General features: G+C 51.5%; 11 protein-coding genes and 1 tRNA gene. 4 read left to right on the top strand and 8 right to left on the bottom strand.

Going from position 1 to position 15,649, the window contains the following annotated elements:
- Positions 1-522 precede the first annotated feature (522 nt).
- On the top strand, positions 523-1,263 hold the full coding sequence (gene dpaA / locus V6940_RS06755; protein ID WP_333495306.1) for a peptidoglycan meso-diaminopimelic acid protein amidase: 741 nt from the start codon (positions 523-525) through the stop codon (positions 1,261-1,263).
- Here dpaA and V6940_RS06760 read toward each other — a convergent pair.
- Together V6940_RS06760 and lpcA are read right to left on the bottom strand one after the other, a co-directional pair.
- Positions 1,234-2,001 (bottom strand): class II glutamine amidotransferase, encoded by a 768-nt coding sequence (locus V6940_RS06760; RefSeq protein WP_185669675.1) that lies wholly within the window; start codon positions 1,999-2,001, stop codon positions 1,234-1,236. The genes dpaA and V6940_RS06760 overlap by 30 nt on opposite strands.
- A gap of 41 nt (positions 2,002-2,042) precedes the next feature.
- Positions 2,043-2,624 carry a D-sedoheptulose 7-phosphate isomerase gene (lpcA, locus tag V6940_RS06765; protein ID WP_035894459.1) on the bottom strand — a complete coding sequence of 194 codons (582 nt, stop codon included), beginning with the start codon at positions 2,622-2,624 and terminating at the stop codon, positions 2,043-2,045.
- A gap of 238 nt (positions 2,625-2,862) precedes the next feature.
- Here lpcA and fadE point away from each other — a divergent pair, with 238 nt between their 5' ends.
- Together fadE and V6940_RS06775 are read left to right on the top strand one after the other, a co-directional pair.
- Positions 2,863-5,307, top strand: a complete 2,445-nt coding sequence (gene fadE, locus V6940_RS06770; protein WP_333495307.1) for an acyl-CoA dehydrogenase FadE — start codon at positions 2,863-2,865, stop codon at positions 5,305-5,307.
- Positions 5,308-5,436: 129 nt separating this feature from the next.
- Positions 5,437-6,207: an amidohydrolase gene (locus V6940_RS06775; protein ID WP_333495308.1), complete on the top strand. Its 771-nt coding sequence runs from the start codon at positions 5,437-5,439 to the stop codon at positions 6,205-6,207.
- Between the two features lie 65 nt (positions 6,208-6,272).
- Here V6940_RS06775 and V6940_RS06780 read toward each other — a convergent pair whose 3' ends face one another.
- Together V6940_RS06780 and eamB are read right to left on the bottom strand one after the other, a co-directional pair.
- Positions 6,273-8,813, bottom strand: coding sequence for an autotransporter family protein (locus V6940_RS06780; RefSeq protein ID WP_333495309.1), 2,541 nt, complete (start codon positions 8,811-8,813; stop codon positions 6,273-6,275).
- A 1,222-nt stretch (positions 8,814-10,035) separates the two neighbouring features.
- Positions 10,036-10,623 (bottom strand): cysteine/O-acetylserine transporter, encoded by a 588-nt coding sequence (gene eamB / locus V6940_RS06785; protein ID WP_333495310.1) that lies wholly within the window; start codon positions 10,621-10,623, stop codon positions 10,036-10,038.
- A 104-nt stretch (positions 10,624-10,727) separates the two neighbouring features.
- Here eamB and V6940_RS06790 point away from each other — a divergent pair, with 104 nt between their 5' ends.
- On the top strand, positions 10,728-11,609 hold the full coding sequence (locus tag V6940_RS06790; protein WP_333495311.1) for a LysR family transcriptional regulator: 882 nt from the start codon (positions 10,728-10,730) through the stop codon (positions 11,607-11,609).
- A gap of 59 nt (positions 11,610-11,668) precedes the next feature.
- Here V6940_RS06790 and V6940_RS06795 read toward each other — a convergent pair.
- The 4 genes from V6940_RS06795 to V6940_RS06810 all read right to left on the bottom strand — a co-directional run.
- Positions 11,669-11,745: transfer RNA gene (locus tag V6940_RS06795), tRNA-Asp, on the bottom strand.
- Between the two features lie 130 nt (positions 11,746-11,875).
- Complete coding sequence (gene dnaQ, locus V6940_RS06800) at positions 11,876-12,622, bottom strand: DNA polymerase III subunit epsilon (RefSeq protein ID WP_333495312.1); 747 nt, start codon at positions 12,620-12,622, stop codon at positions 11,876-11,878.
- A 306-nt stretch (positions 12,623-12,928) separates the two neighbouring features.
- Positions 12,929-13,501, bottom strand: coding sequence for a fimbrial protein (locus V6940_RS06805; protein ID WP_333495313.1), 573 nt, complete (start codon positions 13,499-13,501; stop codon positions 12,929-12,931).
- Positions 13,502-13,540: 39 nt separating this feature from the next.
- Positions 13,541-15,649, bottom strand: a 2,109-nt coding sequence (locus tag V6940_RS06810; RefSeq protein WP_333495314.1) for a fimbria/pilus outer membrane usher protein, incomplete at its 5' end; no start/stop codon positions are given.

The raw sequence follows: 15,649 nt of genomic DNA on the forward strand, positions 1-15,649 counted from the left end.
AGGCTGAAGCCAGCGTTTTGGTTAACGAAACAAAAGAAAGGAGTAAAACCTGAAACCCAATGACCATCCGTGATTGGGCATATGAGAGATTGAAGCATCCTTTCTTACGCTGTTCTGAGAGTTAAATACATTCACCATTCGGATGAAAACCAAGCCACCCAATTCCATCTCGAATGATTCAGTTACGAAAGTTTACCATTTTCTCTTTCTCTGATGCAGCAGTTCCGCTTTTGAAGCCGCTAAATTGCGAGCCGATACGCAAAGTGAGCGCGATTCAGACAAAGATAGCTAGTGAATCATCGGCTTATCCAACACTCTCTGTAGCTGATGTCGTCAGGCAGAGAAACAGCACAACGCACCGGGTTCAGGCGGGATTGCATTACGAAATGGTAAACGCCCGCCGCCCCTCTTGCGAAAAAATGCGGTGGTGCTAAGGTGAGCGCACAAAAAACAGATTTGTCTGCTTTTTTCTCCTGATTGCCTTCCTGGCATGTTGTTATCTTTTATCAAGGAACAAGTAGTATGCGCAAAATCGCATTTGTTATTGCGATGCTTTTGATGCCGTGCGTTTCGTTTGCTGGGTTATTAAGCAGCAATACGCCAACGACGCCTGTCAGCAAAGAATACAAGCAGCAAATGATGGGCTCCCCGGTCTATATCCAGATTTTCAAAGAGGAGCGCACGCTCGATCTCTTCGTCAAGATGGGTGAAACCTACCAACTCCTCGATAGCTATAAGATCTGCAACTACTCAGGCGGCCTGGGGCCGAAGCAGCGTCAGGGCGATTTCAAAAGTCCGGAAGGTTTTTACTCGGTGCAGCGTAGCCAGCTGAAGCCGGATAGCCGCTTCTATAAAGCGATTAATATTGGCTTCCCGAACGCCTATGACCGTGCTCACGGTTATGAAGGGAAATATCTGATGATTCACGGTGCCTGTGTCTCGATTGGCTGCTACGCCATGACCGATTCCGGTATTGATGAGATCTTCCAGTTCGTGACCGCCGCGTTAGTCTTCGGTCAGTCGAGCGTTGAAGTCAGCATCTATCCGTTCCGCATGACAGATGCCAACATGCAGCGCCACAAATACTCGTACTTCAACGACTTCTGGCAGCAGCTTAAGCCGGGCTACGACTACTTCCAGCAGACGCATAAGCCGCCGATGGTGTCCGTGGTTGATGGGCGTTATGTAGTGAGCAAGCCGCTGAGCCACGAAGTGGTCCAGCCGCAGCTGGCATCAAACTATACGCTCCCCGAGACAAAATAAGCGCCATTCACCTGGCATCACCTTGTGCCAGGTTTCATTCCCCGTCAGCGGTTGGGTTGCTATCACGGTAACCACATCGTTGGCGGTGGTCTCCTGCTGAAAATCGATCTCCACGTCCCTATCCAGAAGCTTCGCCACGCCAAACGGCGCACGGCGGGTTATCCAGTACAGGTTGGTTGAGCAGAACGCCATCACGTAACGACCATCCGAAAGCAGCATGTTAAACACACCCTTCTCACGCAGCTCATCCGCCAGCGAAGCAATGTATTTAAAGACCGCCTGCATGTTGCCCGGCGTGCGTGGATAGCGCTCGGTGAGCTTGTGCAGCAGCCAGCAGAAGGCTTTCTCGCTGTCGGTTTCACCGACCGGACGGAACTGCCCCGTCTCCAGCGATTTATAGCCGGTAAGCTGCCCGTTGTGGGCGTAGGTCCAGTTGCGTCCCCAGAGCTCGCGGGTAAACGGGTGGGTATTTTCCAGCGCCACCATTCCGCGATTCGCCTGGCGAATATGGGCAATGACGGAGCAGGACTTAATAGGATAGTCCTGCACCAGTTTGGCGATGGGAGATTGGTAGCTGGGCTGCGGATCTTTGAACGTGCGACAGCCTTTGCCTTCGTAGAAGGTAATTCCCCAGCCGTCTTTATGCGGCCCGGTGCCCCCACCGCGCTGGACTAGCCCGGTAAAACTAAAGCAAATATCGGTTGGCACATTGGCGCTCATCCCGAGCAGTTCGCACATATCACACCCCCACAGCTATCGGGGCCGGAGCCCCGAAAATCTTAAGCTTTAACCATCTCTTTTTCGATCAGCATGATCAGGATGTGAATCACTTTAATGTGAATTTCCTGAACACGGTCGGCGTAGCCAAAGTGCGGTACGCGGATTTCGATGTCCGCAGAACCGGCCATTTTGCCGCCGTCTTTGCCGGTCAGCGTGATCACTTTCATCCCCTGCGCACGCGCCGCTTCAATAGCTTTGATCACGTTTGCTGAGTTGCCAGAAGTGGAGATCCCCAGCAGCACATCGCCCGCACGACCGACGGATTCAACGTAGCGAGAGAACACATATTCATAGCCGAAATCATTACTCACGCAGGAAAGGTGGCTGACGTCGGAAATCGCAATCGCCGGATATCCCGGACGGTTTTCACGGTAGCGACCGGTTAACTCTTCCGCGAAGTGCATCGCATCGCAATGAGAACCACCGTTACCGCAGGAGAGCACTTTGCCACCGGCTTTGAAGCTGTCTGCCAGCAGGACTGCTGCGCGCTGAATAGCATGGATATTGGCTTCATCTTTAAGGAAGTTTGCCAGCGTATCGGCCGCTTCATTCAGTTCGTTACGAATAAGATCCTGGTACATGAGGATAATCCTTCAGCATTAATAAAATTGTCATCGTTAGTGTACCGGATAGCGCCAGTACAGAGAAGCAAGCACGAATCTATTCACCCGATGTTTGGATTTTTAGTGCGCTAAAAAGCAGCAACAATGTGAGCGAGGTTGTAATTATTTTGTAAACACATTGCTAAATAAAAACGCTTCAACTACAACCATAACATCACAAGTGGTCAGACCTCCTACAAGACAGGGGCATTTCTCTATGATGATTTTGAGTATTGTTTTAACCATTGCCGTACTCGGTGCACTCTTCTATCACCGTATTAGTTTGACGCTCGGCAGCGTGATTCTGCTCGCCTGGACCGCCGCTCTCGGTGCGATTGGCCTGTGGAACCTGTGGCTGCTGGTGCCGCTGGCCATCATTCTGGTGCCGTTCAACTTTACGCCGATGCGTAAAGCGCTGATCTCAACGCCGGTTTTCCGTATGTTCAGCAAAGTGATGCCGCCGATGTCGCGCACTGAGAAAGAAGCAATTGATGCCGGTACCACCTGGTGGGAAGGCGATCTGTTCCGCGGCAACCCGGACTGGAAAAAGCTGCACAACTACCCGCGTCCACAGCTGACCGCCGAAGAGCAGGCGTTTATTGATGGCCCGGTTGAAGAAGCGTGCCGCATGGCTAACGACTTTGCGATCACCCACGAGATGGCAGACCTGCCGCCGGAGCTGTGGGCCTATCTGAAAGAGCACCGCTTCTTCGCGATGATCATTAAGAAAGAGTACGGCGGTCTGGAATTTTCTGCTTATGCCCAGGCTCGCGTACTGCAAAAGCTCTCCGGCGTTTCCGGCATTCTGGCGATTACCGTCGGCGTACCAAACTCCTTAGGGCCGGGCGAACTGCTGCAGCACTACGGTACTGAAGAGCAGAAAGATCACTACCTGCCGCGCCTGGCGCGTGGTCAGGAGATCCCATGCTTCGCGCTGACCAGCCCGGAAGCGGGCTCCGATGCCGGTGCGATTCCGGATACCGGCGTCGTCTGCATGGGCGAATGGCAGGGTGAGCAGGTTCTGGGTATGCGTTTAACCTGGAACAAGCGTTACATCACCCTCGCACCGATTGCGACCGTACTGGGCCTGGCCTTCAAGCTGTCTGACCCGGACAAACTGATGGGCGGCGCGGAAGATTTGGGTATCACCTGTGCCCTGATCCCAACCAACACCCCGGGCGTTGAAATTGGTCGTCGTCACTTCCCGCTGAACGTGCCGTTCCAGAACGGCCCGACGCGCGGTCAGGATATCTTCGTGCCAATCGACTACATCATTGGCGGGCCGAAAATGGCCGGTCAAGGCTGGCGTATGCTGGTTGAATGTCTGTCCGTTGGCCGTGGTATTACCCTGCCGTCTAACTCGACCGGCGGCGTGAAATCCGTAGCGCTGGCGACCGGTGCCTATGCGCACATTCGCCGCCAGTTCAAAGTGTCGATTGGTAAAATGGAAGGGATTGAAGAGCCACTGGCGCGCATCGCAGGCAACGCCTACGTGATGGACGCAGCGGCTACATTAATTACCTACGGCATTATGCTCGGCGAAAAACCGGCGGTACTGTCGGCTATCGTGAAGTACCACTGTACCCACCGCGGCCAGCAGTCCATCGTTGACGCCATGGATATTGCCGGCGGGAAAGGCATCATGCTTGGCGAAGGTAACTTCCTGGCGCGAGCTTACCAGGGTGCACCCATCGCTATCACCGTTGAAGGCGCGAACATTCTGACCCGTAGCATGATGATCTTCGGTCAGGGCGCGATTCGTTGCCATCCGTACGTACTGGAAGAGATGGCGGCGGCGCAGAACAAAGATGCCAACGCGTTCGATAAGCTGCTGTTTAAACACATCGGCCACGTCGGTAGCAATAAAGTACGCAGCTTCTGGTTGGGTATCACCCGTGGCTTAACCAGCCCGACCCCAACCCGCGATGCCACCAAACGCTACTATCAGCATCTGAACCGTTTGAGCGCCAACCTGGCCCTGCTGTCGGATGTATCGATGGCGGTACTGGGCGGCAGCCTGAAACGTCGCGAGCGCATCTCCGCCCGTCTGGGTGATGTGCTGAGCCAGCTGTACCTCGCCTCTTCCGTCCTGAAGCGCTATGACGATGAAGGGCGTAATGAAGCAGATTTACCGCTGGTGCACTGGGGCGTTCAGGATGCGCTGCATCAGGCAGAACAGGCGATTGACGACCTGCTGAAGAACTTCCCAAACCGCTTTGTCGCAGGGGCAATGCGCGTGGTTATCTTCCCGACCGGCCGTCATTACAACGCGCCGTCCGATAAGCTGGACCACAGCGTCGCAAAAATTCTGCAGACACCGAGCGCCACCCGTTCACGTATCGGCCGCGGTCAGTATCTGACCCCGAGCGAGCACAACCCGGTTGGCCTGCTGGAAGAAGCGCTGGTTGACGTTATGGCAGCCGACCCTATCCACCAGCGGATCTGCAAAGAAATTGGCAAAAACCTGCCGTTTACCCGCCTGGATGAACTGGCACGTAACGCGCTGGCTAAAGGCCTGATTGATCAGGAAGAAGCGGACATTCTGACTAAAGCAGAAGTTAGCCGACTGCGTAGCATCAACGTTGACGACTTTGCTCCGGACGAACTGGCGACTAAGCCGGTAAAGCTGCCGGACAACGTGCGCAAGGTTGAAGCCGCGTAACGTTTTCAATTCGTTATCCTCAAAGCGGAGCCTGGCTCCGCTTTTTTTTATGCAAACGGTCCTCAGCAAAGCTGCGGCCTGATAAGGTGTTACAGTTAGATTTACGTCCTGCAACAGAGGAGTATCACCATGTCTGGCTTGAAGATTACCCTTTTACAACAACCCCTCGTGTGGATGGACGGCCCTGCAAATCTGCGCCACTTTACCCGGCAGATGGAAGGGATTACCGAGCGTGATGTGATAGTCCTGCCGGAAATGTTTACCACCGGATTTGCGATGGAAGCCGCAGAACAATCGTTGTCGGAAGACGAGGTCGTAGCCTGGATGCAGGAGCAGGCGGAACGCACCAATGCGCTGGTTGCTGGCAGCGCGGCGCTGCAGACGGGCGTTGGCGCAGTAAACCGCTTTCTTCTCGTCGAGCCGGAAGGCCGCGTGCATCGCTACGATAAACGGCATCTGTTCCGCATGGCGAATGAACATCAGCACTATATTGCTGGCGATAAGCGCGTAGTGTTGACGTGGCGTGGCTGGCGTATTCTGCCACTGGTGTGCTACGACCTGCGTTTCCCGGTGTGGTCGCGTAACCGTAATGACTACGATCTGGCACTCTATGTCGCCAACTGGCCGGCGCCCCGCTCTTTGCACTGGCAGGCGCTGTTAACGGCACGGGCGATTGAAAACCAGGCCTATGTGGTGGGATGCAACCGCGTCGGCACCGATGGCAACGGTCATCACTATCGTGGCGACAGCCGGATTATTACCCCGCAGGGTGAGATTCTGGCCACTGCCGAACCGCATCAGGCTACGCGTATCGACGGTGAGCTTTCACTGGCAGCGCTGCAGGAGTATCGCGAGAAATTCCCGGCCTGGCAGGATGCCGATCCCTTCGCGCTGGGATAACGAACACCAAAAAAACGCCGCCCCAGGTACGGGACGGCGTTGTGCTTTATTGTGCTACAGGCGATTTACCAGACATATTTAACGCCAATAACCCCTTCACTTCTGCGGTAGCCGTTATCTCCCGTTTCAGAGCTCAGCTTCGCCCAGCCCTGCCAGTTATTGCTGATGCGTGCCTGAACACCCGCTTCCACCTCATAGCGATTATCCGGGATATCCTGCGAGAAACGATCGTCATCCATTTTCAGCGAGTTATTCGATTCGCCGTGCCACCAGTTAACGCCAACAAATGGCTGAATGCCTTCGTCTTTTGTTATACGACCATAGAGACGGGCTCCCAGTCGGCTCGTGAGGCCATTGGCATCTGCGCTATGAATACGCGTCCCGTTCTGTTCGGTATGGTTTTCGGCGCTATACCAGTCGTAAATCAGTTGCGCCTGAGGTTCAAGCAGCCACTGGTAGTTGCCGGTGTTGCCCAGTTCAAAGGCATAGCCAGATTCAACAGACCACTGCCACAGTCGGCTATTGTAGCTTTCAGAAGGCAGACTCTGGCCTTTTACGGTGTTCTCAAACCAGCCGTGCTGAACGTAGGTATCAACATAGCCACCGGTCGCCCTGGACGCACTACCGAACCAGGTGGCATATAAGCCAACGCTGTAACCATCAACATCCCCCGTGGCTTTACTGGCACCGGCCTTATAGGCATTTGGGTTGGTACTGTCGATATCGCTGTGGCCGTAGCCCGCCATCACGCCCAGCAGGAAGCGCTGATCGTTGTTATCCCAGTGAGCGATATCACCGCCCAGTTGGAACATAGCGGTGTTGGTATTCACGTTCAGCGACTGACCTGCCGCTTTGCTGTCGGTGGAATAATTAGATGCTCTTATCCACATGCCACCAGCACCCGCCTCAGCCTTGTTAGGCTGGGAAAACTCAGGCTCCCCCAAACGTTCATGCATGGTGTGAGCAAACATATTGATAGCGGCGGTCTGGTTACCCAGGTAGGCACCGATTTCCGGGCGATGCGGGTTATATGACGGTGTTGGCGTCGGATCGGGATCCGGCGTTGAATCGTCTTCATCTGGGGTCGCGTCGCCATCGTCTGGCGTTGTATCACCGTCGTCTGGAGTCGAGTCGCCATCGTCTGGCGTTATGTCGCCGTCGTCTGGAGTTGAGTCATCATCATCCGGGGTTGTGCCACCGTCATCCGGAGTTGAGTCATCATCATCCGGGGTTGAGCCACCGTCATCCGGGGTTGAGTCATCATCGTCTTCATCCGGATCCGGTGTAGGATCCGGCGTCGCGACTGAACGTAGGTACCAATCGCCATCGGTAGGGTCGCTCAGGCTGCCCTGATACAGGTTGTATTCGTAGCCGCCTTTTACCGCGCGCCCGCTCATGGTGAAAAGCGCGCCGGAAAGCCCTGCGATATCGATAACCTTTATCCCATCAACGGTCAACGCGCCACTGCCGCCAACGTTAGTAAAGCTGACGCTGGTACTTCCCGAGCTGTCCCCATTAATAACCAGCTTGTCTGTCGGAGAGCTATCGTCGCCAAGCTGCGTATTCATCGATAAATAGCTACCCTCGGCACCGTAATAATCGCCGTCAACGGTAATGGTTTTAAAGCCGCTGGCATCGGCAGGAGTTGCAAAGGAGATCGTTCCGGCATTGTTTAGCGTCGTCAAGGTTGAACTGCCGGTGACGTTCCACTGACTGGTTGCATCGACATTGAGCGTGGAGGTTCCGGCGTAATTCTCAGTATTGAAGACTCCCGTGAGTGTGGAGCTATCCGTCAGATTAAAGAACAGATTGCTGTCAGCGCTGGTAGATTCCACCAGTACATCGCCGGTAACCTCAGTGCCATGTGCGGCATCGATGTTGACATCACCCAATACCAAACCTGAACCGCTGTTGTAATCCAGCACTCTTAACGCCAGGTTACTATCGCTGATGACCCTTGCGCCATTTAGTGCCAGGTCTAGCGAATCCCCCGTGTCGCTGCGGTCCTGAAGAATGATCGCGGCGTAGTCTTTTGAATAGAGCGTGCCACCCGTTACGGTGGTTTTCCCGGTATCGGCCAATCGGAGAGCGACAGCACCCTCACCTTCCGCGCTTACATTAGTATTGGTGAGTTCGCTTGCCGTGGAGGTACTGATGGCGTATATGCCATAGGATGAGATGCCACTCGCTGAAATATCACTGTCAGTAATACTGTAAGGGCTGTTACCGCTGGCATAGAACGCCGTGCTGCCGTTACCCATAGAGGTAATCTGCGTATTGGTCAAAGAGACGTTATTACCCTGCTTCGTGCCGCCATTAGCGATAACGAGTATGTTGTTGTTGCCAGTGGCGGTGATGGTGGAATCACTTAGCGCCAATGAACTGTCATTAAGATAGATTCCATAATTGGTGCCATCAGAATTGGCATTCATCTCAAAGGTCAGGTTATCCATCGTAATGGAACTACCGTTAGAGGCCTGAATACCCCACGCATCCCCGTTTGCCGTAATGGTGGTATTTTTCCCGTTGAGTGTAGAATTATTCAGTGAGACAGCCGTATAGTGGTTAAGATTGGTGCCGTTATCGTGCGTCGTGGTAAGTTCCACATCGTTTAGCACCACACTGCTGCCGTCCTCAGCCCCTATTGTGCTGCTGTTAACAGAGCTAAAACTGGAGTGACTAATGATGGCACTGTTACCACTATCCAACCGAAGAATACCGGTTCCACTTTGAGAACTCGCCTGGTTAAGGTGGACATTATCAAGACTCACTCCCGCCTGGTCGTAAAGGACGATCAGTGAACCATCAAAACCCTCAATCATTGAGTTCGCAAAGGAAATAAAGCTTCCTTCGCCGGTTCCTTGAATGCTACTGGACCCGTCGCCAAACTGGATATTATCCAGAAAAACCTGCCCACCTTTATCAACATATACCGATATTAAGTCCTCTCCCGATATTAAACCATTCGCTACTTCAATCGTTCCACCTGAAGCATAAACCGTTTTACCCGCTCTGCCTCCCTGAATATCAAACCCATCGGAGATAACTTTCCCTCCATCATGGGCGTACAACGCGCTGGAGTTAAACCCTGAATATTCAACATCATCAGTAACCGTAACGGTTTCACCTGACCCCGCTTTAATTTGCGACGTGGTAGCAGCACGACTGGAATGATATAGCGAGCCCATAGCCATAGAAATAGCGATAGCAAGAATTCTCTTGTTCACAAAGGTGATTTCCTTATCATTTTGATGACGATGAGATTTAGTACGCATAGACTATATTGGAAAGAGGTATTGCGTTCTAATTACTTATGCTTGTTCTTTTATTTAGCTACAGTTTAAGTTTAACCCATTGATTTAAAGTAGCTTCACCGTACTTAATTAAACTCATTATCTACACCAGTAAATATTCCCAATAATTATCGCATTACGCCCGACAGGAAATAATAGAAATAAAATCTATAAGATTGATTAATGAAGTCAGTGCATAGACACACTTAACACCCACCTCATCAATAACTCCATACTTTTAATAAATAAAATAAATCAATAGATAAGAATCACCCATGGAAATATCATATTAATGATGTGTATCATCCATCATATATGATTCCTGAATATTTTTATGAGCGCCGCATCGGTCGCTGGCATTCAACCGGGAAGCTTCCGCGGCAAAGCGTCAAGTGACGCTGCTGATGATGAACAATGCCGCCACGCCGCGAGTGATTCAGGCCTGGTTCGATCGTGGCGACAGTGATGCACCAACCGCCCTGGCACGGCCAATTCGGCGGTAGAGTTCGTGATGTCTTACGAGCAGGCCCGCTTGTCAGACAAACATCCGCACCGCGCAGTAAATCAGCAATGCCGCCAGTACCCAATTTAGCTGGCGGCCATAGCGTTGAAATACTCGCTGGAAAAGATGCCCTGCCAGCGCCCAGCAAACGTTGCCTAATACGCCAATAAGCGCCAGCAGAATGCTGACACCAACCACCCAGTGCCACTCTCGCGTATAGGGCAGCACAAAAGTCGATAACGCCGTAATGCCGTAAAGCATAATTTTCACATTCACAAACTGCAGCCCGCAGCCGGCCCAGAAGCTGACTGGCGGCTGGCTGGCATCACTCCCACCCGGTGCGCTCATGGCGATACGCCAGGCAAGCCAGACGATATACGCGGCGCCGATAATGCTCAGCCAGTGCGTCATCGCCGGGTCGAGCCTGACCAGGGAAAAAGTCAGCCCCGCGCACAGCAGCATAATGGCTAAAAAGCCCGCCCCCATTCCAGCCAGCACTCGTGAACTCTGGCGAAAACCGTGGGTAGTCACGGCGTTAAGCGCCAGAATATTGTTCGGGCCTGGGGTCAGCGCGGTGATCAGGGTATAGGTAAAAAAAGCACTTATCAGGGTTGAAGTCACTTGTTATCTCCTTAGTTTTGCCTGACAGTACCCGAAGCCAATTATTTAAAAAAATGAATGTTTTCTAATTAAGAATTCGAAAATATCGATATATTGAGGTCACGATGGATTTACGCCGCTTTATTACGCTGAAAACCGTGGTGGAAGAGGGGTCATTTCTCCGCGCGTCGCAAAAACTTTGCTGTACCCAGTCGACCGTTACCTTTCATATTCAGCAGCTTGAACAAGAGCTGTCGATGCAGCTATTCGAGAAAATTGGGCGCCGGATGTGCCTGACCACTGCCGGGAAAAACATTCTGCCGCACGTTTATGAACTGACAAACGTTATCTCCTCTATTCGCATGGCGGCCCATCAGGACGCCGAGCCGACGGGTGAGCTACGCGTGGCAACGGGCGAGACGCTGCTGGCCTATAAAATGCCGCAGGTACTGCAGCGCTTTAAGCAGCTAGCGCCACAGGTGAAACTGTCGCTGCAATCGCTGAACTGCTACGTCATTCGCGATGCGCTGCTGGACGATAAGGTTGACCTCGGGGTCTTTTATCGGGTTGGGAACGATCAGGCCTTAACGATACGCCATTTCGGCGAGCAACCGCTGGTACTGGTGGCATCCCCCGAATTTCAAGGCTACGACTTCACTCGTCGGGATCAGCACATTCCGGTGAGCTTCGTGATTAACGAGCCCCAGTGTATTTTTCGGCAGATATTTGAAAGTACGCTGCGCCAGCGGGCTATCACCATGGGGAATACCATTGAGCTGTGGAGTATTGAGAGCATTAAACAGTGCGTAGCGGGGAATCTTGGCGTGTCGTTTCTCCCGCGTTTCACCGTCGAGCGTGAACTGGCAAGCGGTGAACTTCAGGAGCTTCCGTTTAGCCCAACACCGATGAAGATAAGTGCCCTTTGCGCGCATCATGCCGGAAAAGCCGTTAGCCCTGCTATGCAGGTGTTTATGGAGTGTATGGTGGAAATGCTGGGGGAGAAATAAATGTGAGGGGCTGGAAACGACGAAAGCCCGAATCATTGCTGATTCGGGCTTCCTGAAAGTGGCGGAACGGACGGGACTCGAACCCGCGACCCCCTGCGTGACAGGCAGGTATTCTAACCGACTGAACTACCGCTCCGCTGTGTTCCCTTGGGAACGAGGCGAATATTACGGACTCCCCAGCAAACCGTCAACGCTTTTTCTCTTGTTTTGAATCGTTTGCTGCAAAAATCGCCCACACGCTTATTTTCCCAGCAAAAACAGCCGTTTTACGACCGCCAGAGGCAGCTTCCACCTTTTTTCTGCACCAGGTCGAGGCGGGATTCATGATTCGCCAGCTCTTCATCAGTCGCATAAACCACGCGTAGCTTACTTGCCGCACGTACAATACGCTGAATACCGGTATCTCCCGCCTGCTGCTGCGCTTCGCCTTCCATCGCAAATTTAATCGAGGTCTGCCCGCCGGTCATGGTCAGATAGACGTCTGCCAGAATCTGGGCATCGAGCAGTGCGCCGTGGAGCGTACGCTTGGTGTTGTCTATTTCATAACGTGAGCAGAGCGCATCGAGGCTGTTGCGCTTGCCGGGGAACATTTTCCTCGCCAGCGCCAGGCTATCGGTAACTTTGCAGAAGGTGTTGGTTTTAGGAATATCGCGATTGAGCTTACTAAACTCATAATCCATAAAGCCGATATCGAACGACGCGTTATGGATGACCAGCTCCGCGCCGCGGATGTAGTCCATAAACTCATCAGCGACGTCGGCAAAGGTGGGTTTATCCAGCAAAAATTCATCAGCGATACCGTGAACGCCAAACGCTTCGGGATCCACCAGCCTGTCGGGCTTGAGGTAAACGTGGAAGTTGTTGCCAGTTAAACGACGGTTGATCACCTCAACGGCACCGATCTCAATGATCTTGTGGCCTTCATAGTGGGCACCGATTTGGTTCATACCGGTGGTTTCAGTATCGAGGACGATGACCCGGTTATCGCTATTGTTAGTAATAATATCGCCCATAATGCATCTAACCCTTTAAATTCAGGAGAGAAACAGCCTCTCTACTTTTCAAATCACCAGCCCTAAGAGGCTTCAAACTTAGGCGTGAATGTTCACGCCGCTGCTATTTTGCATTCAAAATGAGCCGGCGTACAGAAAGGATCGATAAACCCGTAGTCGGGTGGTGGGCAATAGTGATCGTGAGGTCAAGACCCGAAATGACATTCCCTCATGCAAAAATCGCAAACTAACGAGAATAGAATAATGTTATTTTTCTGATGGTTAACAGTAAAAGGCTGCAAGTCTCCACATGGAACCCTGAATTTTCTAGTTATAGACTATCGTAAATGTGGCGCTGAATTTCACTTTGCCTGCGCGTACTATCCCATAGGGAGAATACATTCTGGCAATAAGATATAAGGTCATCTCGCCGGATGTATCGGTAAAAGCGTATTTCTGCCATTCACCAGGCCCTAAGGAAGCGACCCCGTAGACGCTAAATATCTGTAACCCAACACCATCCGCAGCAGAGTCACCCTCCTGAAGATTTTTATAAATCATGTTGTACGTTGCGTCATAGGGTTGGCCATCGAACGTCAGTATAAAGGAGGTTAAGTTTGTCGAGCAGGATGAAAGCTCAAGACCAATAGGGACATTCCTGCCCGTTGCGCCAGGTGCGGACATGTGCTGAGAAGCAACGGTGCCTAGCTCAATGCTGCTCGAGGGGGTGATGGCTACGTTGCAGGACGGCTCTTTAATCGTCCCAGTGACGTTGAAAGTAACTGAACTGCCCGTGTCATAGGCCCATACTGTCGGGCCAGAAAATAGTAAGCAACCCAATAAAAAATATCGCATTGCATGGGCCACCCAGATTAAATAGCGACTAATAGTAACAACCATATACTCACCTGAATAAAAAATTAACATAAACCCACGACATTAGTGACAGTTAGCCTGATACAAAATAATATCGTCAGAGAGTTCCCGCGAAGAGAAATCATAATTAAAGCGGCACATCTCATTAATGCCAGCGCCCCACTTCACAATATATTCACCTTTATTTGGCATGCCGGATAAATAGACATTACCGGCATCACCGACGATACTGCCATTTGTTTCCGGTTTATCATCATCACCGTTATTCAATGTTGCGATTGCACCAAACGGCACGGTTTTCCCATTGAACGTCAGCACCACCATCGACTTATAACCGATATGAGTTGCATAGTGGATTTTTACGACTGAATTTCGTACCGGGACGACCGTTTTACTAATATTGTCAACATCAACGTTTGAAAGCGAGTTGTCATCCAGAGCGAAGCTATTTTCATGATAGGCGCGGACATAAGGGATCACAGCATAGCCATTTGAGTCCGTTTTAATATCCGTTTGCCCGACAACCGAAGCGTCACTCACCCCAGGCGTTTCGACTAATGCTACGCTCTCGCCTAATGGGCGTGACAGCGTCAACCCGCCGGAATGGAGCATCATTCCGCCGCGAAGCGCATAATTATAACGATTGCTATAGCTATCATAACCGTACCCACCAGACATCTCCGTTTTTGAGTTCTGATAGCTCAGGTTCAGGTTTCCTGAAGTGCTTTTGTTGTTACTGTCATAACCTTCCTGCACGCTCCAGTTCAGCGTTCGGTCGGCGAGCGCCGTGCCATCGATGCCGATACTATGGTTTGCATGCCCTGTACGGCTGTCACTGACGCTGTAGTTCGAGGACATATCCTCGCCCAATGGCAGACTGATGGTAAATGAAATAACGCTATCACTGCTTGTGCCACTACCAATATCGGCATTATTAGAGACATTTCGATTATATGAATAGTTGATAAAGTATGATGCTCTACCAATATTGTTGCTGTAGCCCAGGCTCAGGGATTCCATACGGGCGTCATCCCAGTATGATTCGCTGATAAGTGATAATGATAATGAGCCATAGGAAGCAAGAATCTGCGATGCTGAAATATCGAAACGATTTCGAGTGCGCTCTCGGGACATTTTGGTATAGTCGGAGCTGCTTACATCCGATACGTTATCGATATAATCCTGAAATGAATAGTATCCGTGGGTGGAATACCGATAACCTGCTACGGAAAAGTTTGTTCCCGACTGCGGGAAACTTTTACTAAAGCGCATACGATAAGATTGGCCCTGGCTATTTGACAGCTTTTCAGAACCCGTTTCTTGTTTAACATTGGCTGAAGACTGAGACACATCTACTGAGACGGCGCCAATGCCGCCCATATTGAAGCCCGCGCCCAGCAGTAAATTAGAATAAGAGTTCTCGGCAAGTTGAAACCCGCCGTAAACGCTCGTATCACTCGTTAACCCATAGGTTAAGGATGATTGGACAAAGTTAAATTCATGGGTTCCTGAGTTATCAGTACGCGTTTTCCCGCCGCTAAAAGCATATTGCAATTGCCCCTCACGTTGCAGAACCGCAAGAGAGGCATAAGGTACGATAAAGTTCTGCTTACTTCCGTCTGACTCTTTGACCTCAACATAGAGGTCACCAGCACTACCGGTGGGGTAAAGGTCAGAGATCTCGAATGCGCCTGGCGGTACCGTCGTTTTATAGATACTGTATTTATTCTGATAAACGGTAACTTCAGCAGTCGTGCGTGCGATGCCGCGGATGATTGGCGCATAGCCATGCATACTGTCTGGCAGCATCTCTTCATCTGAACGGAGTTGAACGCCAGTAAAAGACATACTGTCGAACACTTTTGAAGACGTATTGGTATTCCCCAGCACCAACTGGCTTTTTAAAATGCCAATATCCCGAGAAACATAGCTATAGATAGACTCCCATTTCCCGCCATCCTCATCATGATTGAAGGTACTGTAGTTACGGAACGCCCATCCTAGTATGTTCAGCCCGGGCTGAAGGCTAACAAACTGGCTTTCAGTTGATGTGCCACTACCGCCTTTTGCATGGCTGGATTGCCCAGAGACACTGTAATTCAGTAGACCAGCATTAATGAATCGCCACAGATAATCTAGACACTTCCGAGCCGCTGATAATATTGTTTTTCG

This window comes from Kluyvera sp. CHPC 1.251 (assembly GCF_036759945.1).
Classification (GTDB): domain Bacteria; phylum Pseudomonadota; class Gammaproteobacteria; order Enterobacterales; family Enterobacteriaceae; genus Kluyvera; species Kluyvera sichuanensis.